Below are 24,254 nucleotides of genomic sequence, written 5' to 3'. Positions count from 1 at the left end.
TGGCGGATCGCTTCGGCGTGCGTAATATCTTCTTCAGCGCTATTGTGCTGTTCAGCGTCGGTTCGCTGCTCTGCGCCTTCTCCTCAACGCTGGACCAGCTGGTGATGGCGCGCGTGGTGCAAGGCATCGGCGGCGCGATGATGGTGCCGGTCGGTCGCTTAACCGTTATGAAAATCGTGCCGCGCGAGCAGTATATGTCAGCGATGACCTTTGTGACCCTGCCGGGACAGATCGGCCCGCTGGTCGGCCCGGCGCTCGGCGGCGTGCTGGTGGAGTATGCCAGCTGGCACTGGATCTTTCTGATTAATATTCCCGTCGGCATCGTCGGCGCTATCGCCACCATCACCCTGATGCCGAACTACTCCATGAAGACGCGGCGCTTCGACTTTCTCGGCTTTCTGCTGCTGGCCGCCGGCATGGCGACGCTGACGATGGCGCTCGACGGCCAGCGCAGCAGCGGTGGTTCGCCGCTGCTGCTGGGCGCGATGATCCTGATCGGCGTTTTCTCACTGCTGTTTTATCTGATGCATGCGCGCAGCAATGACAACGCGCTGTTCAGCCTGAAACTGTTTGACAGCCCTGTCTACTCGATTGGTCTGCTCGGCAGCTTTCTCGGCCGCATCGGTAGCGGCATGCTGCCTTTTATGACGCCGATTTTTTTGCAGGTTGGCATGGGCTATACGCCGTTTCACGCCGGGCTGATGATGATCCCGATGGTGCTTGGCAATATGGGCATTAAACGCGTGGTGGTGCGCATCGTTAACCTGTTCGGCTACCGCAATACGCTGGTTGGCACCACGCTGGCGCTCGCCTTAGTGGTGCTGCTTTTCCCGGTGGTGGCGCTGCTCGGCTGGATATGGCTGCTGCCGCTGGTGCTGCTGATGCAGGGCATGGTGAACGCGCTGCGCTTCTCCTCCATGAATACGCTGACGCTGAAAGATCTGCCGGACGAACTCGCCTCCAGCGGCAACAGCCTGCTGTCGATGATTATGCAGCTGTCGATGAGTATCGGCGTCACCATCGCTGGCCTGCTGCTGGGTGCTTTTGGCCAGGACGCGCTGGGCAGCAGCGACAATACCCATTCGCTGTTTATGACCGCTTACGCCTGCATGGCGCTGATTATCGCCCTGCCCGCGCTGGTGTTCTGGCGCGTGCCGAAGGAAACCAGTAAAAACGTCGATCTGCGACGCCGGAGAAAACCATGAAGTCCCCTTTGCGCCTGGGCATCAGCGCCAAACTCTTTTTAGCGATTTTTTCTACCTGCATGCTGGTGCTGATCACCATGCACTGGGGCGTGCGTTTAAGTTTCGAACACGGCTTTGTCGACTATATCAAGCGCGGCAACGAGCAGCGACTCGCCATGCTGGGCGACGCGCTGGCCGATCAGTATGAACAACACGGCAGCTGGGATTTTCTGCGTCATAACGATCGACTGGTATTCACCATGCTGCGCTCGCTGGAGCAGAATCCCGACAGCAGCAACCAGCTGCCGCCACACGGCTGGCGTACCCAGTTCTGGATTATCGACCAGCAGTATAAGGTGCTGGCAGGGCCGCGCGCGCCGGTGCCGCCGGAAGGGTCGCGGCGCAATATCACCACCAGCAACGGCAAAATTGTCGGCTGGGTGGTCGGTTCGCCGCCGGAGCGCCTGACGCGCAGCACCGATATTAACTTCGATCATCAACAGAGGCGCACCAGCTGGCTGATCGTCGGCCTGTCGACGCTGCTGGCGGCACTGGTGACCTGGCTGATGTCGCGCGGCCTGCTGGCGCCGGTTAAACGCCTGGTGGCGGGCACGCACCATCTGGCGGCGGGCAACTTCGCCACGCGCGTCGAAGTCGGCAGCCACGACGAGCTGGGCCAGCTGGCGCAGGACTTTAACCGCCTCGCCAGTTCGCTGGAGAAGAACGAGAGCATGCGTCGCGCCTTTATGGCCGATATTTCCCACGAGCTACGCACGCCGCTGGCGATCCTGCGCGGCGAACTGGAGGCGATGCAGGATGGCGTCCGCCAGCTGACGCCGGAGGCGATCGGCTCGCTGCTGAGCGAAGTCGGCGTGCTGAGCAAGCTGGTAGACGATCTGCATCAGCTTTCGCTTTCAGACGAAGGTGCCCTCGCCTACCGCAAGCAGGCCACCGATCTGGTACAGCTGCTGGAAGTAAGCGCAGGCAGCTTTAACGAGCGCTATCGCAGCCACGGCCTGACGCTGACGCTGCAAATGCCGGACGAAGCGCCCTTTTTCGGCGATCCCGACCGACTGATGCAGCTGTTCACCAACCTGCTGGAGAACAGCCTGCGCTATACCGACGCGCCGGGCCAGGTTGAGGTGCGGCTCTGGTATGAAGCGCCCTGCTGGCAGATGAGTTTTGCTGACAGCGCCCCGGGCGTGGACGCGCAGCAGCAGGCGAAAATTTTCGAGCGTTTTTACCGCACCGAGGGGTCGCGCAATCGCGCCAGCGGCGGCTCAGGGCTGGGACTGGCTATCTGCAAAAACATTGTTGACGCGCATGGTGGTCATATCGCTGCGGAGCACTCTGATTTAGGTGGACTGAAAATCACGCTACAATTGCGCTATGTCCCCCAGCCGTAACTGATGATGAACCCCGAAAAAACCGACCCGCTGATTCTGGTAGTGGAAGACGAGCCGAAGCTGGCGCAGCTGATGATCGACTATCTGGAAGCCTCCAACTACCGCACCCATCATATTGCCCACGGCAGCGAGGTGCTGCCTTTCGTCCAGCAGACGCCGCCCGATTTGATGCTGCTGGACCTGATGCTGCCCGGCAGCGACGGGCTGACGCTGTGCCGCGAAATCCGCCGCTTCTCTGAGCTGCCGATTATTATGGTGACGGCGCGCACCGAGGAGATCGATCGCCTGCTTGGCCTGGAGATTGGCGCGGATGACTATATCTGTAAGCCTTTCAGCCCGCGCGAAGTGGTGGCGCGAGTGAAAACCATTCTGCGCCGCGTCAGACGCGCGCCGGAAGAGACAGGCAAAACGTCACTGCTGAAAATTGACGAGAACCGTTTCCAGGCGAGCTGGCACGACCAGCCGCTGGAGCTGACGCCCGCCGAGTTCCGCCTGCTGAAAACCCTGGCGCTGGAGCCGGGAAAAGTTTTTTCGCGCGAACAGTTGCTGAATCATCTTTACGACGACTACCGCGTCGTCACCGATCGCACCATCGACAGTCATATTAAAAATCTGCGGCGCAAGCTGGAAAGCCTCGACGCCGACCAGCCGTTTATCCGCGCCGTGTACGGCATGGGTTATCGCTGGGAAGCGGATCTGTGTCAGTTGATCTAGATCAATTGATTTGCTCTCTCTGCCGCCTACAATTCCGCACCTTTTGCAGGGCCGTTAAGGTGACGACCGCTGCACGTGCCGCACCAGGCGGCATGCTGACCTGACATCAGTGAGAACACCATGAAACCAGAACTGCTTTCTCCAGCGGGAACGCTGAAGAATATGCGTTACGCCTTTGCCTATGGCGCAGACGCGGTCTATGCCGGACAGCCGCGCTACAGCCTGCGCGTGCGCAATAATGAATTTACCCATGACAACCTTGCCAAAGGGATCGCCGAGGCGCACGCGCTGGGCAAGAAATTCTATGTTGTGGTCAATATCGCGCCGCATAACGCCAAGCTGAAAACCTTTATTCGCGACCTGACGCCGGTAGTAGAGATGCAGCCCGATGCGCTGATCATGTCCGATCCCGGTTTAATTATGCTGGTACGCGACGCTTTTCCGCAGATGCCGATCCACCTTTCCGTACAGGCCAATGCGGTCAACTGGGCGACGGTAAAATTCTGGCAGCAGATGGGGCTGACGCGCGTGATCCTGTCGCGCGAGCTGTCGCTGGAGGAGATCGCCGAGATCCGCCAGCAGGTGCCGGAGATGGAAATCGAGATCTTCGTCCACGGGGCGCTCTGCATGGCCTACTCCGGCCGCTGTCTGCTTTCGGGCTATATGAACAAGCGCGACCCGAATCAGGGCACCTGCACCAACGCCTGCCGCTGGGAATATAAGGTTGAGGAAGGCAAGGAGGACGAGGCAGGCAATATCGTTGAGGTACAGGAGGTGACGCCGACGCTGGGTATTGGCCAGCCTACCGATAAGGTGTTCCTGCTGGAAGAGAAGATGAAGCCGGGCGAGGTGATGAGCGCCTTTGAAGATGAACACGGCACCTACATTATGAACTCGAAAGATCTGCGCGCGGTAGCGCACGTCGAGCGCCTGAGCGCGATGGGAGTTCATTCGCTGAAAATCGAAGGCCGCACCAAATCCTTCTACTATTGCGCGCGTACGGCGCAGGTTTATCGCCGCGCTATCGACGACGCCGCAGCCGGTAAGCCCTTCGATCCAGAACTGCTGACCACGCTGGAGGGGCTGGCGCATCGCGGCTATACCGAGGGCTTTTTGCGCCGCCATACGCACGACAGTTACCAGAACTACGCGCAGGGCTATTCAATTTCGGAGCGCCAGCAGTTTGTCGGCGAATTTACCGGCGAGCGTCGCGGCGACTGGGCAGAAGTAGCGGTGAAAAATAAGTTTTTGCTCGGCGACAGCCTGGAGATCATGACGCCTAACGGTAATCTGAACTGCAGGCTGGAAGCGATGCAGGATGCGCGCGGCGCGGCTATTGACGTCGCGCCTGGCGATGGCCATCGCGTCTGGATACCGGTGCCTGCGGATGTCGGGCTGGCGTTTGGCCTGCTGCTGCGCAATTTTACCGACGGCAGCAGCACGCGCGATCCCCATAACAAATTACTCACGTCGCGAAAGTAAACGGATGAAGTTAGAACAGGATCACAGACCGCCGCTGCGCGCTCCTTTATAGTCGCGCCTGCTGCGAACGAGTAACAACTAATAGCTGTTGTATCAGGAACCACCTCATTCACCCGCCCGGCTCCCCCGTGCGGGTTTTCTTTTTTCCGCTTTTCTCCCGTAAATTTTCCCTCCTGACTATGCTATAAGCAGAAATCTTTGTGGGTTTTCAAGGAACGGATAATGGAAAAACAATCGCTTACTCTACTCATTCTTAATGGCAAAGGTGCAGGTAATGAGGATCTGCGTGCGGCTGTCACGACGCTGCGCGATGAGGGCTTTGCCATCGCCGTACGCGTGACATGGGAGAAAGGCGACGGCGAACGCTACGTCGAGGAAGCGCTGCGGCTGGGCGCAGAGACTATCGTCGCTGGCGGCGGCGACGGCACCATTAACGAAATCGCCACCGCGCTGACCGCCGTCGAGGCCGCCCGGCGGCCGGTACTGGGCATTCTTCCGCTTGGCACCGCTAATGACTTCGCCACCAGCGTCGGCATTCCCGCCGAAATGGAGCCCGCGCTGCGCCTGGCGGTTCAGGGCAAGGCCCACGTTATCGACCTGGCGCGGGTTAATCAGGATCGCTTTTTCATTAATATGGCGACCGGCGGCTTTGGCACCCGTATCACGACCGAAACGCCGGAGAAGCTGAAGTCTGCGCTGGGCGGCGTCTCCTATTTTATTCACGGACTGATGCGGATGGACACGCTGAAGCCCGACAGCTGCGAGATTTCCGGCCCGGAGTTTCACTGGCAGGGCGACGCGCTGGCGATTGGCGTCGGCAACGGGCGTCAGGCGGGCGGTGGCCAGCGTTTGTGTCCGTCAGCGCTGATCAACGACGGCCTGCTGGACGTCAGCATCGTCACCGCGCAGGAGCTGCTGCCCACCCTGCTGCACTCGCTGACCAGCAACGACGACAATCCGAATATCGTGACCGCTAAACTCACCTCGCTGCGCATCGTTTCGCCAAATGAGATGACCTTTAACCTGGATGGCGAACCCCTCTCCGGCCGCGAATTCGACATTGAGGTACTGCCCGGCGCGCTTAGCTGCCGTCTGCCGCCGCAGTGCGCGTTGCTGGCCTGACGTTAGCCTCCCGGGCGCTGAGTTAAGCTCTGCCTTGACTAAAACCGGCTGCGCTGGCGTGCGCAGCATGGCCCGATGGTAAAAACGCAACAGAAATATCCCTGCCTGCTCGTCCCGCGTCATTCACGGCGCGGGACGTTTTGCTTTTCGGGCCATGCTGCCCGCTTGTTAGCTTTTCTGCCGCTGCCGCGGGCTTCAGGGCTGCGCGCCAGCCCTGAAATTCTCTCTGTGATTGTCTTCACAACTCTGCAACCTTAACTTGTATGGTAGTATAAATGCGCGTACTTTTTCAGCATTGATTGCTGAATGAAGGCCACGGAAAATGAAAATTGTTAACGCTGAAGTCTTTGTTACCTGCGCAGGCAGAAACTTCGTTACGCTGAAAATTACCACCGATGAAGGCATTACCGGCATCGGCGACGCGACCCTTAACGGCCGCGAACTGCCGGTCGCCTCCTACCTGAAAGATCATGTGTGTCCGCAGCTGATTGGCCGCGACGCGCATCAGATCGAGGATATCTGGCAATATTTCTATAAAGGCGCCTACTGGCGTCGCGGGCCGGTCACCATGTCCGCTATCTCTGCGGTCGATACGGCGCTGTGGGATATCAAAGGCAAAGCCGCCAATATGCCGCTCTACCAGCTGCTGGGCGGCGCCTCGCGCACCGGCGTTATGGTCTATTGCCACACCACCGGCCATACCATCGATGAAGTGATGGATGACTACGCGAAGCACAAGGAGATGGGCTTCAAAGCGATTCGCGCCCAGTGCGGCGTGCCGGGCATGAAAACCACTTACGGCATGGCGAAAGGTAAAGGGCTGGCCTATGAGCCAGCAACCAAAGGGAACTGGCCGGAAGAGCAGCTGTGGTCAACGGAGAAGTACCTCGACTTTACGCCGAAGCTGTTTGAAGCCATCCGCGATAAATTCGGCTTTAACGAACATCTGCTGCACGATATGCATCACCGCCTGACGCCAATCGAAGCGGCGCGCTTCGGCAAAAGCGTCGAAGATTACCGCCTGTTCTGGATGGAAGACCCGACGCCCGCTGAAAACCAGGCGTGCTTCCGCCTGATCCGCCAGCATACCGTTACGCCGATTGCGGTCGGCGAAGTGTTTAACAGTATCTGGGACTGCAAGCAGCTGATTGAAGAGCAGCTGATCGACTATATCCGCACCACCATCACCCACGCAGGCGGCATCACCGGCATGCGCCGCATCGCCGATTTCGCCTCGCTCTATCAGGTGCGCACCGGCTCTCACGGCCCCTCGGATCTCTCGCCGGTCTGCATGGCGGCGGCGCTCCACTTTGACCTGTGGGTGCCGAACTTCGGCGTGCAGGAGTATATGGGCTTCTCCGAGCAGATGATGGAGCTGTTTGACGCTAACTGGCGCTTCGAAGATGGCTTTATGCATCCGGGCGACAAGCCGGGGCTGGGTATCGAATTTAATGAAAAGCTGGCGGCGAAATATCCCTATGAACCCGCTTATCTGCCGGTGGCCCGTCTGGAAGACGGCACACTGTGGAACTGGTAAGGAGCGCATCATGAAAAGCGTTGTTATAGAACAACCCGGCACGCTGGTTCTGGCGGAGCGTCCGTTACCTGCACCCGCTGCGGGCGAAGTACGCGTAAAGGTGAAATACGCCAGCATCTGCGGCTCCGACGTGCATATCTGGCATGGGCATAACCCTTTCGCTAAATATCCGCGCGTCATCGGCCATGAATTTTTCGGCGTGATTGACGCCGTCGGCGACGGTGTTGACGCCAGCCGCATCGGCGAACGCGTGGCGGTCGATCCCGTCGTCAGCTGCGGCCACTGCTATCCCTGCTCGGTAGGCCGCCCTAACGTTTGCACCACGCTGAGCGTGATCGGCGTACATCGCGACGGCGGCTTCAGCGAGTATAGCGTCGCGCCCGCCAGCAACGCCTATACCCTGCCGACGACCATCCCTGACAGGCTCGCCAGTATGGTGGAACCTTTCACTATCGCGGCCAATATTACCGCGTTCCTTAAGCCGCAGCCGCAGGATGTGGCGCTGATTTACGGCGCTGGCCCGATGGGCCTGACGGCGATTCAGGTGCTGAAAGGCGTCTATAAGGTAGCGCAGGTGCTGGTGGTGGATCGTCTGCCGGAGCGTCTTGAGCTGGCGCAGGCCAGCGGCGCGGATCGTGTCTTCAACAACGCCGAAGTGGCGCTGGCGGCGCAGCTGGAAGGGGTGCAGCCGACGCTGATTATTGATGCCGCCTGCCATCCGTCGATTCTGGCAGAAGCAGCGGCGATCGCCTCGCCCGCCGCGCGTATCGGACTGCTCGGCTTCTCCGGCGAGCCGTGTAGCATCACGCAACAAAGTCTCACCAGCAAAGAGCTGTCGCTGTTTACCTCTCGCCTTAACAGCCATCGCTTTCCACAGGTCATTGAGTGGATGGAACAGGGGCTGATCCAGCCAGAAAAACTGGTTACGCACTACTTTTCGCTCGACGAAATCGAACGCGCGATGACGCTGTTCGAAAAAGACCCCCGCACCTGCTGTAAGGTCGTTTTAGAGATGTAGCCGCCTTGCCTCACCGGGGATTCAGCCGGCAGCGCGCTGCCGGCCTACTATCACTATAAAAAAGCGTTGGAGCCACTATGTTTAAAAATCTGCGCTGGACAATTGTACTGCTGTTGTTTCTTGTTTACATGATCAACTACCTCGATCGTGTCGCCCTCTCCCTTACCCTGCCGCTGGTAGAAAAAGATCTGGCGATCAACGCTGAACAGTTCGGCATGATCTTCGGCAGCTTCTTCTTCGGCTATGCCTTGTTCAACTTCGTCGGCGGCGTCGCCACTGACCGCTTTGGCCCGAAAATCGTGCTTGGCCTGGCGGTTGGCATGTGGTCGCTGTTCTGCGGCATGACCGCGCTGGCGACTGGCTTCTGGTCGATGCTGATCCTGCGCGTGCTGTTCGGCATGGCGGAAGGCCCAATTTGCGCCTCGGCCAACAAAGCAATTAACGGCTGGTTCCCGAAAAAACAGGCCGCCACCGCGATGGGCCTGCTGAGCGCCGGTTCGCCGCTGGGCGGCGCGGTAGCGGGCCCCATTATCGGCTACCTTGCGCTCGCCTTCGGCTGGCGTCCCGCTTTCGTTATTATCTGCCTGATTGGTCTGGTATGGATGGCGGTCTGGCTGTTTGTTTCAGCAGACAACCCGGCAAAGAGCAAGCATGTCTCGGATGAAGAGCGCGCGCTGGTTGATAAACTGAAAGCTGAGCAGCCGGGCGAAGAGGCAGATCTGGCGCAGGCGTCCCACGGCTTCGGCTACTATCTGCGCCAGCCGATTATTCTGGTCACCGCCTTCGCCTTCTTCTGCTACAACTATATTCTGTTCTTCTTCCTGAGCTGGTTCCCGGCCTATCTGGTGCAGGCACACGGCCTCGATATTAAATCGATGTCGATCACCACCATGATCCCGTGGATTGTCGGCTTCGTCGGCCTGGCGCTGGGCGGCTGGATCTCAGACAAGATCTTCAATATTACCGGCAAGTTACTGTTGTCCCGTAAAATTGTGCTGGTGGTCTCACTGTTCGCCGCCGCCGTTTGTGTGGCGCTGGCGGGTACGGTAAAAGAGGTCAACTCTGCGGTGATGATGATGTCGATATCGATCTTCTTCCTCTATATCACCGGGGCCATCTACTGGGCGATTATTCAGGACGTGGTGCACAAGAGCCGCGTCGGCAGCATCAGCGGCTTTATCCATCTGGTAGGCAGCCTCTCGGGCATCATCGGCCCGATCGTCACCGGCTTTATCGTGCAGCATACCGGCAAGTTTGACAGCGCCTTTGTGCTGGCTGGCTGCGTCGCCGCCGTTGGCGCCTTCCTGGTGCTGTTCGTTATCCGCAGCCCGAAAGCGAGCAAGAAGCCGGTTTCGGTGTAAGCAGAACGTTTTACATGACTGAATCACGGGGCGCAGGACGCCCCGTTTGCCATAAGGACGGACTATGTTAGAGATTGATCGCCTTCCCGCCGACGTGCAGCGCCCGCGCTACGATCGCAGCAAACTGAAAACCCGCATGGTGCATATTGGCTTCGGCGCTTTTCACCGCGCGCATCAGGCGCTGTGCAGCGACAAACTGGCGGAACAGGGCAGCGACTGGGGCTATTGTGAAGTCAACCTCAACAGCGGCGAGCTGATTCAGGCGCTGCGTCAGCAGGATCACCTGTATACCCTCACGGAAATGGCTGACGACTCGCTGAATACGCGTGTCATCGGCGTCATCACCTCAGCGCTACACGGCAAAGGCGATGGCATTGAGGCGGTCATCGCCGCCATGAGCCAGCCGGACGTGGCGATTGTCTCTATGACGGTAACGGAGAAAGGCTACTGTCATCATCCCGCCAGCGGCGACCTCAACCATGAACATCCCGATATCCTGCACGATCTGGCCCATCCCGATGCGCCGCGTTCGCTGCCGGGTCTGATTCTGGCGGCGATCCGCCGACGCCGCGACGCGGGACTGCCGCCGTTCAGTGTGATGTCCTGCGACAATATGCCAGAAAACGGCCACGTCACGCGCAATGTGATTGTGCAGCTGGCGCAGCGGCAGGATGGCGCGCTGGCGGACTATATTCAGCAGCATGTCACCTTCCCTTCCACTATGGTCGACCGCATCGTTCCGGCGATGACCGACAGCGCCTTTGCTCAGCTTGCCGAACGCCTCGGCTGTAGCGACCCGGTCGCGGTCGAAGCGGAACCCTTTTTCCAGTGGGTCATCGAGGATAATTTCGTCAGCGGTCGGCCAGCCTGGGAGCAGGCGGGCGCAGAACTGGTTAAAGACGTACTGCCCTTTGAAGAGATGAAGCTGCGCATGCTTAACGGCAGCCACTCCTTTCTGGCTTATCTCGGCTTCCTCTCCGGCTATGAATACATCAGCGACTGTATGGCCGATACCAGCCTGCGCACCGCCGCGCGCAGGCTGATGCTTGATCAGCAGGCGCCGACGCTGCGCACGCCGGGCGTCGATCTCACCGCCTACGCCGACTCGCTGATCGCGCGTTACGAAAACCGCGCGATTAAGCACCGCACCTGGCAGATCGCAACCGACGGCACGCAGAAGCTGCCGCAGCGCCTGCTCGACAGCGTGCGCTGGCACCTGCGCAACGGCAGCAACTGCGATCTGCTGCTGCTGGGCGTAGCGGGCTGGATGCGCTATGTCGGCGGCGTGGATGAGCAAGGCGCGCCAATCGAGATCCGCGATCCGCTGAAAGCGGAGCTGGCGGAGCGCGTGGCGGCCAGTGCCGAAGGCGAAGCGCGCGTGAAAGCGCTGCTGGGGATGAAAGCGGTATTTGGCGAAGATCTGGCGCAGAATGCGGAAGTCGTCGCCACGCTGACGCGCTTCTGGCTGCAGCTGCGCGAGCATGGCGCGCGCGCCACCGTGGCGCAGATTGTTCATGCGCTGTAATTGTTCAGTAGCAAAAGCGCTGGCGCAGTCGCAGCGCGCTGATTAGACTGACACTTTCCCAACGGGCTGGCTACGGCCAGCCGTAATACGGATATGCCGCATGTCAATCGCCTATACCATCACCACCAGCGAACCGGTTAACCAGCAGATCTATCGTTATCTGCGGAAGGATATCGTGACCTGCGTCATCCAGCCGGGTTCACTGCTGTCAGAAAAAGAAGTTTCAGCCCGGTTTAACGTGTCGCGCCAGCCGGTGCGTGAAGCCTTTATCAAGCTGGCAGAGGCGGGTCTGGTGCAGGTGCTGCCGCAGCGCGGCACCTTCGTGCGGAAAATCTCCGCGCGCCGCGTAGCGGATGGCCGGTTTATTCGCGAAGCGGTAGAGGTTTCGGTCGTGCGGCGTGCGGCGCTGGAGATTGAACCTGCGGCGCTGATGACGCTGGAGCACAATCTTCAGCTGCAAAAAATGGCGGCCAGCCGTCAGGACAGCCAGGCGTTTCTGAGCCTCGACGATGAGTTTCACCGGCTGATTGCCGAGAGCATTAACTGCGCGCTGGCGTGGGAGACGGTAGAAAATATCAAAGCGGCGATGGACCGCGTGCGCTTCCTGACGCTGAGCGAAGTCTCGCCGCCGGATAGCCTGATAGAGCAGCATGAGGAGATTTTGTCAGCCTTGAAAAATCACGATGCTGACGCTGCCGAAGCAGCAATGCGCCGTCATCTGCAGGAGATGATTTTCTCCATTACCCCCATTGCCGAGCGCAACAGCGAGTGGTTTGAGTCATTGTAATCTCATAATAAAGAAGGCCAGCGCCCGGCTGGCCTTTTTCATCTCTTCACCTCAGGATCCGTAAACATCTTATCCAGACCCCTTAAGCCGTCGGCGAAGCCGGGTTTAATCAGGCGATGGTGACCTCTTTAGAGAGATAGACATCCTGCACCGCATTGATCAGCGCCACGCCATCCTTCAGCGACTTTTTAAACGCCTTACGCCCCAGGATTAGCCCCATGCCGCCCGCGCGCTTATTGATGACCGCGGTGCGCACCGATTCTGCGATATCGGTTTCGCCCGCCGACGCGCCGCCGGAATTAATCAGCCCGGCGCGGCCCATATAGCAGTTCGCCAGCTGGTAGCGCACCAGGTCAATCGGGTTATCTGTGGTCAGGGTGCTGTAAACGCGTTCGTCGGTGTGACCGAACTTCACCGCCTTGTAGCCGCCGTTATTTTCTGCCAGCTTCTGCTTGACGATATCCGCGCCGATGGTCGCCGCCAGATGGTTAGCCTGTCCGGTGAGATCGGCGCTGGCATGATAGTCCACGCCATCTTTTTTGAAATCGTTATTGCGCAGGTAAGCCCAGAGTACCGTGACCATGCCCAGCTCGTGCGCGCGTTCGAAAGCGGCGGCGATCTCTTCAATCTGGCGGCGCGACTGTTCAGAACCAAAATAGATAGTGGCGCCGACGGCGACCGCCCCCATATTGAACGCCTGCTCGACGCTGGCATAGAGCGTCTGGTCGTACTGCGTCGGATAGCTCAGGGTTTCGTTGTGGTTCAGCTTCACCATAAAGGGAATACGATGCGCGTAACGGCGCGCCACCGAGGCCAGCACGCCATAGGTTGACGCCACGCAGTTACAGCCCGCTTCAATCGCCAGCTCAACGATATGTTTGGGATCGAAATAGTGCGGGTTGGCGGCAAAGGAGGCGCCCGCCGAATGCTCCACGCCCTGATCGACCGGCAGGATTGACAGATAGCCGGTGCCCGCGAGGCGGCCGGTATTGTATAGCGTCTGCATATTACGCAGCACCGCAGGCGAACGGTTATTGTCGATCATCACGCGATCGACATAATCGGGGCCGGGCAAATAGAGGTTTTCCGCGGGCAGTGCCAGACAGCGATGCTGAAGAAGAGAATCCGCGTCCTGGCCCAGTAACTGTACGATGTCCGTCATGTTAACTCCTGTCAGAAAAGAGGTGATGCGCCGGCGCAGACCGGCGCGAGCCACCACAGCCTGAACGTCGCAGCATCACGACGCAAATTGCTGACTCCATTTTTCAGACGGATCCGTAGCAAGATTTCTCATTCCAGGGCGTTCTGCCCTACCACCAGCGATGAAAATGGTGCACCGGCCCGATGCCTTTGCCTACTTCCAGCGTATCGGCCTGCATCAGCGCCTGTTGCAGCCACGCTTTCGCCTCGCGCAGCGTTTGCGCCCAGCTGTCATGACGTGGGCGCAGCGCCGCCAGCGCGGCGGAGAGCGAACAGCCGGTGCCGTGTGTATGGCGCGTGTTGACGCGCGGCGCGGTAAAGCGCTCTGCGCCCTCGCGCGTGATCAGCCAGTCCGGGCTTTCGCTGTCGCCAAGATGACCTCCCTTCATCAGCACCGCCTGGCAACCGAGCTCCAGCAGCGCGTTGCCCTGCTCCAGCATCGCCTCTTCGCTGCGCGCTGGCGCGCCCTCAAGCAGCGCTGCCGCTTCCGGCAGATTTGGCGTAATTAACGACACCTGCGGCAGCAGCAGCTCGCGTACGCTGGCGATCGCGCCTGGCGAGAGTAAGGGATCGCCGCTTTTCGCCACCATCACCGTATCCAGCACCACAAAGGGGATGTCGGCTCGTTTCAGCTTTTCCGCCACTTTTTGCACGATAGCGGTTTCCGAGAGCATGCCGATTTTCGCCGTATCGATGCGTACGTCGCTCAGTACCGAGTCGAGCTGCGCCGCCACAAAGTCTGGATCGATACGATAGACCGACTGCACGCCGCAGGTATTCTGCGCCACCAGCGCGGTAATGACGCTGGTTCCATAGGCACCGAGCGCTGAAAAAGCCTTGAGATCGGCCTGTATGCCTGCGCCGCCGCTGGGGTCGGTTCCGGCAATAGTCAGGGCGTTGATACGCTTCATGCGCGCGCCTCCTGTGCCAGCTGCCATAAGGCATCAATAAACAGCGTGGCGAAGCTGCCCGGCGCGCCTGTCTGCGCAGCGGCGCGTTCACCTGCGCACGCCATCACGCGGCAGGCGCTGGCGACGTTGTGCAGCCGCTCGCCAGGCAGGCTGCAAAAGGCCGCCACTACGGCGGAAAGCGCGCAGCCGGTGCCCACCACGCGGGTCATCAGCGCGCTGCCGCCGGGTACGCTCAAGGTCGTATCCCCGTCTGTGACGTAATCGACCTCGCCGCTGACGACCACCAGCGTTTGCGCGCGCTTCGCCAGGCTGCGCGCCGCCTCCAGCGCCGCTTCCGCCTGATGCTGCGTATCTACCCCACGCCCGCCAGCGCTCTGCTGCGCCAGCGCAAGAATTTCAGAGGCGTTGCCGCGCACCGCGGCAGGCCGCCGCGCAAGAAGCTGCTGGCTGAATTCAGTGCGCAGCCGCAGCGCGCCGACCGCGACCGGATCGAGCACCCAGGGCGTCTGCGCCGCCTCAGCGGCCTGTACCGCCGCCAGCATCGCATCGCGGCGGTCGCAGGTCAGCGTGCCGACATTGATCAGTAACGCATCGGCTATCGCGGCAAACTGCGCGGCCTCATCAGGGTCGATCACCATCGCGGGCGAAGCGTGAAGCGCCAGCAATACGTTGGCGGTGAAGTTCTGCACCACGTCGTTGGTCATACAGTGAACCAGCGGCTGCTGCTGAACGAAACGGGCGAGAACGGGCGCGAAATGCGCGTCGGAAAAGCGTTGAGGTTGGTGGATCATTATTACTCCCAACCGGCGAACAAGAAGGCGAATGCGGTCAGGCATCTGACTTCCCTACGCTGGCATTATCCAGATCAGGTAATACGGGTATTTCTCAGCCTTCACGAAGAAGGGCACCCCGAGTCGAATGGTACGCTAGCAGCATAAGAGAGGCGGCCAGGGAAAGCAATATAGCTACCTCTAAAGAGGTATTACCAGTTAGCGTAGTTCAGCATGATCTCGATCAACCAGCCCGGGAGAAAAAAAGGGCTTAATGCTGCGGGTTTTAAATTAAGCGGCTGCCAGCAAAATATTTTATTAAATATTAGCGAGCCAAAAATATAGCGCATGGATCGGTTAGCGAAGCCTCTGGTTTCGCCAGGCTGCCCTGTCTGCCGCATAAACCCCGCCTGCCTGAGACAGTGAATAATAATGATAATTATCATCGCGTTAAAAACTTTCACTCAATTGCCGCCAGGCTCAGGAAAACAAAATGACGTTTTTTCCATTTATTCCGCATTGTCACCGCTGGCAGGACATTCATATTTCTCGCGCTTACGCCGTTGCGCCTAACGGCAGATCCTATTTTTCTACTTTTATTTCCGCCCGCTGTCGAAGATGCGACGAAATTATTCATCGCATTTATTACCGTGATATCAGCGATGCGCAGGCGCGACGCTGGCTGGGTTAAAGAGCCTGTTGCAAGGTGACGCTTTTGGCAACGTCATGTTAGGCTGATGTTACCCGATGCAGAAAACAGACGTGCCATGCCCAGCTTGCTTGATACGCTTACCCATCAGATTTACCTTTCCGCTCCGCTGTTTATTTTGATTTTCCTTGGCTATGCCCTGACGCGCATCGGCAAATGGCCGATAACCATCAGCGAAGGCATGAACCGCTTCGTGTTTAACGTTGCCCTGCCCTGCATGCTGTTCCGCGTTATGAGCGACTTCTATAAAAGCCCGCCGGTGGATGTGCGGCTGCTGCTGGCCTTTTTCGGCAGCTGCCTGCTGATTTTTATCCTCGGGCGTATTGTGGGCGCGCGTCTGTTTAAGCTCGACGGCGTTGCAGGTACGGTTTTCGCGCTCGGTGGCATCTTCTCCAACAACGTGATGCTGGGTATTCCAGTGGCGACGGTGCTGCTCGGCCCGCAGGCGCTGCCTTCGGTGGCGCTGGTGCTGGTGTTCAACAGCCTTATCCTCTGGACGCTGCTGACGCTCTCCGTGGAGTGGGCGAAACAGGGAAGCTTTTCGCTGAAAGGCATCGGTCATACGCTGCTGAGCGTGGCAAAAAATCCGCTCATTATCGGTATCCTCAGCGGCACCGCGTGGAGCTTTTTAAAACAACCGCTGCCAACTATCGCTGCCGAACCGCTGCGTATGCTCGGCTCTATTGCCGCGCCGCTGTCGCTGGTGACGCTCGGCATGAGTCTGGCGCACTACCGCGTGCGCGACGGGCTGCGTGAAAGCTATACCATCTGTTTGTTCAAGCTGATTTTACAGCCGATGACCATCTGGGCGATCGCCTGGCTGGTGCACCTTCCGCCGCTGGAAAGCCGGGTCGTGGTTCTGTTGGGTTCGATGGCGGTGGGCGTAAACGTCTATCTGATGTCGCAGAAGTTTAACGTGCTGACAGGCCCGGCGGCGGCCAGCATGCTCTTTTCTACCCTCTTTGCGGCGGTGACAACACCGGTGTGGATGATGCTGATGTCGATGGCGGGCTATTAAAAAAAAGGCCCCGAGACAGATATCCCGGGGCCGTTGCGTGGCTATCGCAAAAAATTAAACTTATTCAGCCGGTTTGGTGCGGATCAGGTAGTCAAAAGCGCTCAGCGAGGCTTTAGCGCCTTCGCCGCTGGCGATAATGATCTGCTTGTAGGGCACCGTGGTGCAGTCGCCCGCCGCGAATACGCCTTTCAGGCTGGTTTCGCATTTAGCATCAATCAGGATCTCGCCCATTTTGTTGCGCTCTACCGCGCCTTCCAGCCAGGTGGTGTTCGGCAGCAGGCCAATCTGCACGAAGATGCCGCTCAGCGCGATATCGTGCGACGTCTGGCTGTTGCGATCGATATAGGCAAGACCGGTCACTTTGCTGCCGTCGCCTTTCACTTCCGTGGTCTGCGCGTTAAGGATCACGTCAACGTTTTTCAGGCTGCGCAGTTTGTTTTGCAGCACCTGGTCGGCGCGCATTTCGCCAGCAAACTCCAGCAGCGTAACGTGCTCGACGATACCTGCCAGGTCGATAGCCGCTTCAACGCCGGAGTTGCCGCCGCCGATAACCGCTACGCGCTTGCCTTTAAACAGCGGACCGTCGCAGTGCGGGCAGTAGGTAACGCCTTTGGTACGATACTGCTCTTCGCCCGGTACGCCCATGTTACGCCAGCGCGCGCCGGTGGCGATGATAATGCTGCGTGATTTCAGCACCGCGCCTGACGCGGTTTCAATCGCGTGCAGGCCGCCCTCTTTCGCCGCCGGGATCAGCTTGATCGCGCTCTGGGTGTCAATCACATCAACGTCGTAGTCGTCAACGTGAGCGCGCAGCGAACCAGCCAGCTTAGCGCCTTCGGTTTTCTGTACGGAGATGTAGTTTTCGATATCCACGGTGTCGAGCACCTGGCCGCCGAAACGCTCGCCCATCAGGCCGGTGCGGATGCCTTTACGCGCTGAGTAAATCGCCGCTGCCGCGCCCGCCGGGCCGCTGCCGACAATCAGCACTTCATAAGCGTCACGCTTGTTCAGCTCTTCCGCTGCGCGTTTTTCCGCGTTGGTATCAACCTTACCGACGATTTCGGCGAGGCTCATGCGGCCCTGACCGAACTCTTTGCCGTTCAGGTAGACCGCCGGAACGCCCATTACGTTGCGCTCGGTAATTTCATTCTGGAACATGCCGCCGTCAATCGCCGTGTGCGAGACGCGCGGATTGATAATCGCCATCAGGTTCAGCGCCTGTACTACGTCAGGGCAGTTGTGGCATGAGAGCGAGTAGTAAGTTTCGAAATGCAGGTCGCTATCCAGCGAGGCAACCTGGTCGAGCAGGCTCTGCGTCTCTTTCGACGGATGACCGCCGGTCTGCAGCAGCGCCAGCACCAGCGAGGTAAATTCGTGCCCCATCGGCGAACCAGCAAAGCGTGGGCCGCTGTGTGAGCCAGGGTTAGTGATCAAAAACGACGGTTTACGCACCGGACGATCGTTCTCTTCGCGGAAGCTGACTTTTTCAGACAGGCTTGCGATATCCGCCAGCAAATCGCGAATTTCCGCTGATTTGGCGCCATCGTCCAGGGTGGCGATCAACTCAACAGGCCTGGTTAATTTCTCAAGGTAGGCCTTGAGCTGGGTTTTTAAGTTGGTGTCGAGCATAGTGAGTTCCTGTCAGAAGAAATCGGGTGCCGTAGCACCCGATAGAGAAGATCGAAAAACCGGTACAGAAATTAGATTTTGCCAACCAGGTCCAGAGACGGAGCCAGAGTTGCGTCGCCTTCTTTCCATTTAGCCGGGCAAACTTCGCCTGGGTGAGAAGCGACATACTGAGCAGCTTTCACTTTACGCAGCAGGTCAGACGCGTCGCGGCCGATACCTTCAGCAGTGATTTCGATCGCCTGGATGATACCTTCCGGGTCAACGATGAAAGTACCGCGGTCAGCCAGACCTTCAGCTTCGCGCATGATTTCGAAGTTGCGGGTCAGCGCGCCAGTCGGGTCGCCGATCATGGCATACTGGATTTTCGCGATGGTTTCAGAAGAACCGTGCCAGGCTTTGTGGGTAAAGTGGGTGTCGGTAGAAACAGAGTAGATATCTACGCCCAGTTTCTGGAATTCTTCGTAGTGGTCAGCCACATCACCCAGTTCAGTCGGGCAAACGAAGGTGAAGTCAGCTGGATAAAAGAAGAATACACTCCATTTACCTTCAACGTCTTTCTCAGTTACGTCGATGAATTCGCCGTTTTTAAACGCCGTGTTTTTGAACGGTTTAATTTTGGTATTGATGATAGACATCTGAAGTCCTCCGCTAAAAGATGTGATGTACGTTACAAAATTTTCGGGCCAACTTCTAATATGCAGTCGTTATCAATCAGATAAACGAAAGCTATCAAACGCGGCAAGCCGCACCGCTATTGACGCCGCCCCGGCATTCTACACGCAAAGCACATTGATTTAACGTCGTTTATCTTTTCACGGCAGAACTGCTAATTTTGTAGAAAAGGCGTTAAGGGAGTTTATCTGTGCTGATCCGTTCTTATACCGAAGCCGATCGTCCGTTTCTGAGAACCCTGTTTCTGGCCGCGCGCCGTCATAACTGGCGCTGGCTCGACGACAGCCACTGGCAGCTGGAAGATTTTGACAGCGTGATCCTGGGAGAGACCGTCTGGGTCGCCGAGCTTGAGGGTCATCGCGTCGGTTTCGCCGGCGTGCTGGAGAATGATAATTTTCTCCATAGCCTGTATGTCGATCCCGCTTATCAGGGCCGCGGCGTCGGCGCCGCGCTGCTGGAGAAAGTGCAGGCGCGCTTTACCAGCACCGGCGCGCTGAAGTGTCTGCTGATGAACAAGGCGGCGCAGGCGTTCTACCTTAAACACGGCTGGAAGATGATCGCGCAAGGCGAGAGCGAACAGGGAAAATATGTGCTGATGCACTTTCCGCTGGCGTCCTGACGCGACGCCAGCGGTACGCTGGCCTACAGCGCGCGGAAGGCGATATCGCCGGGGATCACTTCGCCCTGCCAGTAGAGCCGCGACGCGACGCGGCCCGCCAGCTGGCGATAGAGCGCGGTAAACTCGCTCTCCGGACGACGGATCACCGTCGGTTCGCCGTCATCGAGATCTTCGCGCAGGTTAATATGCAGCGGCAGCTGCGCCAGCAGCTGCGTCTGATAATCCGCCACCAGCTTTTCCGCGCCGCCCGTGCCGAAAATGGGCTCATGGAAGCCGCAGTGGCTGCAGATATGCAGGCTCATATTCTCTACGACGCCCAGCACCGGCACGTTTACCTTCTCAAACATCACCATGCCTTTGCGCGCGTCGATCAGCGCAATATCCTGCGGCGTGGTGACGACGATGGCACCCGTCACCGGCACGTTTTGCGCCAGCGTCAGCTGAATGTCGCCGGTGCCCGGCGGCATATCAAGCACCAGATAGTCGAGGTCCGGCCACAGCGTCTCATTGAGCAGCTGCATCAGTGCCTTACTCGCCATCGGGCCGCGCCACACCATCGCGTTATCGTCCGTCACCAGATAGCCGATAGAGTTAGTGGCGAGACCGTGAGCCATAATCGGCGCCATATGGGTGCCGTCTGGCGAGGTAGGACGCTCGTGCTCGGTGCCCAGCATATTCGGCACTGACGGGCCGTAGATATCTGCATCGAGAATGCCGACGCGCGCCCCTTCCGCCGCCAGCGCCAGCGCCATATTGACGGCAGTGCTCGATTTGCCGACGCCGCCCTTGCCGGAGCTGACGGCAATAATGTTCTTCACGCCGTTAACGCCGGGCTGGCCTTTGACGCGCTTCAGCGTGGCGATATCGTGGCGCAGCCGCCAGTCGATCGCCTGCGCGCCGGTCAGGCGCAGCAGCTCGGCGCTGGCCTGCGCTTTCAGCTCCTCAAAGGCGCTCGCCCAGGCGAACGGCATAACGAGTTCGATATGCAGCTTGCCGTCCAGCAGCGCCACATGATGCAGCGCTTTCAGCGTGGTGAGATTGTGATCGAGGGTTGGATGCCGGAAGCCGCTTAACACGCCCATAACCACGGCGCGCAGGGCTTCAGGTGAATGTGATGTCCGGGATTGTGCTGTCATCCCCACTCCTTGTTATTTTTTCTGTCGCTGGGTTCAGCGGTAACACAACAATCATATCAGATGTCGGCACCGTCGACGCCAGGCCGCCCTTGTGTTTACGCCCGCCAGGGCATGAGTTACCATCTAAGCCCGTTTTTTCAATCAACAGAAAGCTACGCAAACTATGACTCAAGTCGCTAAAAAAATAATGGTAACGTGCGCCCTGCCGTACGCGAACGGATCGATCCATCTCGGCCACATGCTCGAGCATATCCAGGCAGACATTTGGGTGCGTTACCAGCGAATGCGTGGCAATCAGGTCTATTTCATCTGCGCTGACGACGCACACGGTACGCCGATCATGCTGAAAGCGCAGCAGTTAGGCATCTCGCCGGAGCAGATGATCGCCGAAATGAGTCAGGAACATCAGGTCGATTTCGCCGGTTTCAACATCAGCTACGACAACTATCACTCAACGCACAGCGATGAGAACCGCGTGCTGTCCGAGCTGATTTACACCCGCCTGAAAGAGAACGGTTTTATTAAAAACCGCACCATCTCTCAGCTGTACGATCCGGAAAAAGGCATGTTCCTGCCGGACCGTTTCGTCAAGGGCACCTGCCCGAAATGTAAATCGCCGGATCAGTATGGCGACAACTGCGAAGTGTGCGGCGCGACCTATAGCCCGACCGAGCTGATCGAGCCGAAATCAGTAGTCTCCGGCGCGACGCCGGAAATGCGCGACTCGGAGCATTTCTTCTTCGATCTGCCTTCATTCAGCGCCATGCTGCAGGCCTGGACGCGCTCCGGCGCGCTGCAGGAGCAGGTCGCGAACAAAATGCAGGAGTGGTTTGAGTCCGGCCTGCAGCAGTGGGATATCTCACGCGACGCGCCCTACTTCGGCTTTGAGATCCCGGACGCGCCGGGCAAATATTTTTACGTCTGGCTGGATGCGCCAATCGGCTATATGGGTGCGTTTAAAAACCTGTGCGACAAACGCGGCGATATCGATTTCGACGAGTTCTGGAAGAAAGACTCCACCACTGAGCTTTATCACTTTATCGGCAAAGATATCGTCTACTTCCACAGCCTGTTCTGGCCGGCGATGCTGGAAGGCAGCGATTTCCGCAAGCCCAACAACCTGTTCGTGCATGGCTATGTAACGGTAAACGGCGCCAAGATGTCTAAATCGCGCGGCACCTTTATCAAGGCCAGCACCTGGCTGCAGCACCTGGATGCCGACAGCCTGCGCTACTACTATGCCGCCAAGCTCTCTTCGCGCATCGACGATATCGACCTTAACCTGGAAGATTTCGTACAGCGCGTAAATGCCGACATCGTTAACAAGGTAGTCAACCTGGCGTCGCGCAACGCTGGCTTCCTGACCAAACGCTTTGACGGCCAGCTGTCGGCCGAACTGGCGGATCCGGCGCTCTACCAGACCTTTGTTGACGCCTCTGAAAAGATTGGCGAAGCCTGGGCGAGCCGCGAGTTCAGCCGCGCCATTCGCGAAATTATGGCGCTGGCCGATCTGGCGAACCGCTACGTAGACGAACAGGCACCCTGGGTGGTAGCGAAAGAAGAGGGTCGCGACGCCGATCTGCAGGCGATCTGCTCTATGGGCATCAACCTGTTCCGCGTGCTGATGACCTGGCTGAAGCCGGTGCTGCCGAGCCTGAGCGAGCGCGCCGAAGCGTTCCTCAACAGCGAATTAAGCTGGGACGCTATCCCGCAGCCGCTGCTCAGCCATCAGGTAGCGCCGTTTAAAGCACTTTATGGACGTATCGAAATGACCAAAGTTAACGCGCTGATTGAAGCGTCGAAAGAGGATGCCGCAGCGGCCAGCAAACCGGCCGCTGGCCCGCTGGCGGATGCGCCGATTGGCGACACCATTACTATTGACGACTTCGCGAAAGTCGATATGCGCGTGGCGCTGATTGAAAACGCCGAACTGGTGGAAGGCTCCGATAAGCTGCTGCGTCTGCAGCTCGATCTGGGCGGCGAGAAGCGTCAGATTTTCTCCGGCATTCGCGCCGCCTATCCCGATCCTTCGGTCTTGATCGGCAAGATGACGATTATCGTCGCCAACCTTGCGCCGCGTAAAATGCGCTTCGGCGTTTCGGAAGGCATGGTGCTGTCAGCCGGTCCGGGCGGGAAAGATCTGTTTGTGCTCTCTGTAGACAGCGGCGCGCAGCCGGGTATGCCGGTTAAGTAAGGGGTACAGGCTGGATAAGGGCGACAACCATGTCGCCCTTTTTCATACTGTGTCCCGTATTATGTTGTGCCGTGAAAACAGGAGCCTGCTATGCCCACCGTGCTGTCTCTGTGCTGGCGCTACGTACGCGCCTTCGTCATCATCTATCTCTGTCTCTATGCGGGTAACGCTATCGCCATACTGCTGCCGATCACTATTCCCGGCAGTATCCTCGGTATGCTGACGCTGTTCGCCCTGCTGGCGACGCAAATCCTCCCCGTGGACTGGGTTAAGCCAGGCTGCCATTTGCTGATCCGCTATATGGCGCTGCTGTTTGTGCCTATAAGCGTCGGCATCATGAACTACACCGACGTGCTGAGCGCTCAGTTCGGGCCGATTGTGGTCTCTATCGTGGTCAGCACCTTTCTAGTTCTGACCATTGTCGGCTGGAGCGCCCATAAAATTCATACGCGAAGCGTGCAGGAGAAACCCGGTGAGTGACATCTGGTGGTCGCTGCCGCTCAGCGTCGGCGCCTTTATGCTGGCGCGCCGCCTGGCGGCAAAGCTGAAAATTTCGTTACTCAATCCGCTGCTGGTAGCGATGGCAATCATCATTCCGCTGCTGCTGCTTTTGCAAATCCCCTATACGCGCTATTTTGCCGGCAGCCAGATCCTTAACCAGCTGCTGCAGCCGGCGGTCGTTGCGCTGGCGCTGCCGCTCTACGAGCAGATGCATCAAATCCGCGCGCGCTGGAAGTCGCTTATCGGCGTCTGCTTTATCGGCAGCCTGACCGCTATGGTTTCGGGCACCGCTATCGCGCTGTGGATGGGCGCGACGCCGGAAATCGCCGCCACTATTCTGCCTAAATCCGTTACCACGCCCATTGCGATGGCGGTCTCCGCCTCGCTGCACGGCATTCCCGCCATCAGTGCCATCTGCGTGCTGATTGCCGGGGTGCTCGGCGCGGTATTCGGCCATATGGTGCTCAACCTGCTGGGGATAAAAACCCGCGCGGCGCGCGGACTGGCGATCGGCAATGCGTCTCACGCGCTCGGTACGGCGCGCGCGGCGGAGGTAGATTACCAGGAGGGCGCGTTCAGCTCGCTGGCACTGGTTCTGTGCGGCATCATTACCTCGCTGCTGGCACCCTTTATATTCCCGCTGCTGCTGCACGCGTTTGGCTAAAAACTTTGCGATTGATCTCGCAAAGTTGAAACGATGCAAATCTGTTGCATTGTCAGAGCGATACAGATCACATATAACCCTTCAGGCGGCAATGG

The 24,254-nt window shown here is 58.6% G+C and carries 21 protein-coding genes and 1 riboswitch; of the genes, 15 read left to right on the top strand and 6 right to left on the bottom strand.

The annotated features are described in order from the left end of the window. From mdtD to B3797_RS11145, 10 genes are all read left to right on the top strand, one after another. Window positions 1-1,205, top strand: a 1,205-nt coding sequence (mdtD, locus tag B3797_RS11190; protein ID WP_311791105.1) for a multidrug transporter subunit MdtD, incomplete at its 5' end; no start/stop codon positions are given. Beyond that, entirely contained in the window at window positions 1,202-2,590 is a 1,389-nt protein-coding gene (gene baeS, locus B3797_RS11185; protein ID WP_311782601.1) for a two-component system sensor histidine kinase BaeS, read from the top strand. The genes mdtD and baeS, both read left to right, overlap by 4 nt. Before the next feature lie 6 nt (window positions 2,591-2,596). After that, on the top strand, window positions 2,597-3,304 hold the full coding sequence (gene baeR, locus B3797_RS11180) for a two-component system response regulator BaeR (RefSeq protein WP_311791107.1): 708 nt from the start codon (window positions 2,597-2,599) through the stop codon (window positions 3,302-3,304). A gap of 120 nt (window positions 3,305-3,424) precedes the next feature. Then, entirely contained in the window at window positions 3,425-4,786 is a 1,362-nt protein-coding gene (gene yegQ / locus B3797_RS11175; RefSeq protein ID WP_311791104.1) for a tRNA 5-hydroxyuridine modification protein YegQ, read from the top strand. Window positions 4,787-5,008: 222 nt separating this feature from the next. Next, window positions 5,009-5,908: a lipid kinase YegS gene (yegS, locus tag B3797_RS11170; protein WP_311791103.1), complete on the top strand. Its 900-nt coding sequence runs from the start codon at window positions 5,009-5,011 to the stop codon at window positions 5,906-5,908. A gap of 322 nt (window positions 5,909-6,230) precedes the next feature. Continuing rightward, entirely contained in the window at window positions 6,231-7,445 is a 1,215-nt protein-coding gene (gene manD / locus B3797_RS11165; protein WP_120453254.1) for a D-mannonate dehydratase ManD, read from the top strand. 10 nt (window positions 7,446-7,455) lie between these two features. Continuing rightward, entirely contained in the window at window positions 7,456-8,463 is a 1,008-nt protein-coding gene (locus B3797_RS11160) for a Zn-dependent oxidoreductase (RefSeq protein ID WP_120453252.1), read from the top strand. A gap of 77 nt (window positions 8,464-8,540) precedes the next feature. Continuing rightward, on the top strand, window positions 8,541-9,824 hold the full coding sequence (locus B3797_RS11155; RefSeq protein ID WP_311791102.1) for an MFS transporter: 1,284 nt from the start codon (window positions 8,541-8,543) through the stop codon (window positions 9,822-9,824). Between the two features lie 64 nt (window positions 9,825-9,888). Continuing rightward, complete coding sequence (locus B3797_RS11150) at window positions 9,889-11,349, top strand: mannitol dehydrogenase family protein (protein ID WP_311791101.1); 1,461 nt, start codon at window positions 9,889-9,891, stop codon at window positions 11,347-11,349. 100 nt (window positions 11,350-11,449) lie between these two features. Continuing rightward, window positions 11,450-12,136 (top strand): GntR family transcriptional regulator, encoded by a 687-nt coding sequence (locus tag B3797_RS11145; RefSeq protein WP_311791100.1) that lies wholly within the window; start codon window positions 11,450-11,452, stop codon window positions 12,134-12,136. 109 nt (window positions 12,137-12,245) lie between these two features. Here B3797_RS11145 and fbaB read toward each other — a convergent pair whose 3' ends face one another. From fbaB to thiM, 3 genes are all read right to left on the bottom strand, one after another. Further along, window positions 12,246-13,298, bottom strand: a complete 1,053-nt coding sequence (fbaB, locus tag B3797_RS11140) for a class I fructose-bisphosphate aldolase (RefSeq protein ID WP_033750266.1) — start codon at window positions 13,296-13,298, stop codon at window positions 12,246-12,248. 148 nt (window positions 13,299-13,446) lie between these two features. After that, on the bottom strand, window positions 13,447-14,247 hold the full coding sequence (gene thiD, locus B3797_RS11135; protein ID WP_311791099.1) for a bifunctional hydroxymethylpyrimidine kinase/phosphomethylpyrimidine kinase: 801 nt from the start codon (window positions 14,245-14,247) through the stop codon (window positions 13,447-13,449). Then, window positions 14,244-15,038: a hydroxyethylthiazole kinase gene (gene thiM, locus B3797_RS11130; protein ID WP_311791098.1), complete on the bottom strand. Its 795-nt coding sequence runs from the start codon at window positions 15,036-15,038 to the stop codon at window positions 14,244-14,246. Before thiM ends, thiD begins: the two co-directional genes overlap by 4 nt. Before the next feature lie 34 nt (window positions 15,039-15,072). Beyond that, window positions 15,073-15,169, bottom strand: a riboswitch (TPP riboswitch). 615 nt (window positions 15,170-15,784) lie between these two features. Here thiM and B3797_RS11120 point away from each other — a divergent pair. Then, window positions 15,785-16,744, top strand: a complete 960-nt coding sequence (locus tag B3797_RS11120) for an AEC family transporter (RefSeq protein ID WP_311782610.1) — start codon at window positions 15,785-15,787, stop codon at window positions 16,742-16,744. Window positions 16,745-16,804: 60 nt separating this feature from the next. On the opposite strand, the gene ahpF is transcribed toward B3797_RS11120, so the two are convergent. Beyond that, on the bottom strand, window positions 16,805-18,373 hold the full coding sequence (gene ahpF, locus B3797_RS11115) for an alkyl hydroperoxide reductase subunit F (RefSeq protein ID WP_311782611.1): 1,569 nt from the start codon (window positions 18,371-18,373) through the stop codon (window positions 16,805-16,807). A 71-nt stretch (window positions 18,374-18,444) separates the two neighbouring features. After that, window positions 18,445-19,008: an alkyl hydroperoxide reductase subunit C gene (gene ahpC / locus B3797_RS11110; protein WP_103794092.1), complete on the bottom strand. Its 564-nt coding sequence runs from the start codon at window positions 19,006-19,008 to the stop codon at window positions 18,445-18,447. Window positions 19,009-19,235: 227 nt separating this feature from the next. On the opposite strand from ahpC, the gene B3797_RS11105 reads away from it, so the two are divergent. Beyond that, the gene (locus tag B3797_RS11105) at window positions 19,236-19,664 is read left to right on the top strand and encodes a GNAT family N-acetyltransferase (RefSeq protein ID WP_120453215.1); all 429 of its coding nucleotides are present in this window, start codon (window positions 19,236-19,238) and stop codon (window positions 19,662-19,664) included. A gap of 23 nt (window positions 19,665-19,687) precedes the next feature. On the opposite strand, the gene apbC is transcribed toward B3797_RS11105, so the two are convergent. Further along, window positions 19,688-20,800: an iron-sulfur cluster carrier protein ApbC gene (gene apbC / locus B3797_RS11100; protein ID WP_311791097.1), complete on the bottom strand. Its 1,113-nt coding sequence runs from the start codon at window positions 20,798-20,800 to the stop codon at window positions 19,688-19,690. Window positions 20,801-20,963: 163 nt separating this feature from the next. On the opposite strand from apbC, the gene metG reads away from it, so the two are divergent. From metG to B3797_RS11085, 3 genes are all read left to right on the top strand, one after another. Continuing rightward, window positions 20,964-22,994, top strand: coding sequence for a methionine--tRNA ligase (gene metG, locus B3797_RS11095; RefSeq protein ID WP_311782613.1), 2,031 nt, complete (start codon window positions 20,964-20,966; stop codon window positions 22,992-22,994). Window positions 22,995-23,084: 90 nt separating this feature from the next. Then, complete coding sequence (locus tag B3797_RS11090; protein ID WP_311791096.1) at window positions 23,085-23,474, top strand: CidA/LrgA family protein; 390 nt, start codon at window positions 23,085-23,087, stop codon at window positions 23,472-23,474. After that, entirely contained in the window at window positions 23,467-24,159 is a 693-nt protein-coding gene (locus B3797_RS11085) for a CidB/LrgB family autolysis modulator (protein WP_311782614.1), read from the top strand. The genes B3797_RS11090 and B3797_RS11085 overlap by 8 nt, the downstream gene beginning before the upstream one ends. The last annotated feature ends 95 nt before the right edge of the window (window positions 24,160-24,254 follow it).

The sequence above is a fragment of the Pantoea sp. UBA5923 genome (assembly GCF_002431095.1).
Classification (GTDB): domain Bacteria; phylum Pseudomonadota; class Gammaproteobacteria; order Enterobacterales; family Enterobacteriaceae; genus Pantoea; species Pantoea piersonii.
Note: the sequence above shows the minus strand (reverse complement) of the source record. Positions and strands in the feature narration are given on the sequence as shown.

Coding starts and splice junctions, on each gene's coding strand:
- ahpF (WP_311782611.1), bottom strand. CDS start 18,373: ATGCTCGACACCAACTTAAAAACCCAGCTCAAGGCCTACCTTGAGAAA.
- B3797_RS11150 (WP_311791101.1), top strand. CDS start 9,889: ATGTTAGAGATTGATCGCCTTCCCGCCGACGTGCAGCGCCCGCGCTAC.
- B3797_RS11145 (WP_311791100.1), top strand. CDS start 11,450: ATGTCAATCGCCTATACCATCACCACCAGCGAACCGGTTAACCAGCAG.
- metG (WP_311782613.1), top strand. CDS start 20,964: ATGACTCAAGTCGCTAAAAAAATAATGGTAACGTGCGCCCTGCCGTAC.
- thiD (WP_311791099.1), bottom strand. CDS start 14,247: ATGAAGCGTATCAACGCCCTGACTATTGCCGGAACCGACCCCAGCGGC.
- thiM (WP_311791098.1), bottom strand. CDS start 15,038: ATGATCCACCAACCTCAACGCTTTTCCGACGCGCATTTCGCGCCCGTT.
- yegQ (WP_311791104.1), top strand. CDS start 3,425: ATGAAACCAGAACTGCTTTCTCCAGCGGGAACGCTGAAGAATATGCGT.
- manD (WP_120453254.1), top strand. CDS start 6,231: ATGAAAATTGTTAACGCTGAAGTCTTTGTTACCTGCGCAGGCAGAAAC.
- yegS (WP_311791103.1), top strand. CDS start 5,009: ATGGAAAAACAATCGCTTACTCTACTCATTCTTAATGGCAAAGGTGCA.
- B3797_RS11155 (WP_311791102.1), top strand. CDS start 8,541: ATGTTTAAAAATCTGCGCTGGACAATTGTACTGCTGTTGTTTCTTGTT.
- fbaB (WP_033750266.1), bottom strand. CDS start 13,298: ATGACGGACATCGTACAGTTACTGGGCCAGGACGCGGATTCTCTTCTT.
- baeR (WP_311791107.1), top strand. CDS start 2,597: ATGAACCCCGAAAAAACCGACCCGCTGATTCTGGTAGTGGAAGACGAG.
- ahpC (WP_103794092.1), bottom strand. CDS start 19,008: ATGTCTATCATCAATACCAAAATTAAACCGTTCAAAAACACGGCGTTT.
- B3797_RS11090 (WP_311791096.1), top strand. CDS start 23,085: ATGCCCACCGTGCTGTCTCTGTGCTGGCGCTACGTACGCGCCTTCGTC.
- apbC (WP_311791097.1), bottom strand. CDS start 20,800: ATGACAGCACAATCCCGGACATCACATTCACCTGAAGCCCTGCGCGCC.
- B3797_RS11160 (WP_120453252.1), top strand. CDS start 7,456: ATGAAAAGCGTTGTTATAGAACAACCCGGCACGCTGGTTCTGGCGGAG.
- baeS (WP_311782601.1), top strand. CDS start 1,202: ATGAAGTCCCCTTTGCGCCTGGGCATCAGCGCCAAACTCTTTTTAGCG.
- B3797_RS11120 (WP_311782610.1), top strand. CDS start 15,785: ATGCCCAGCTTGCTTGATACGCTTACCCATCAGATTTACCTTTCCGCT.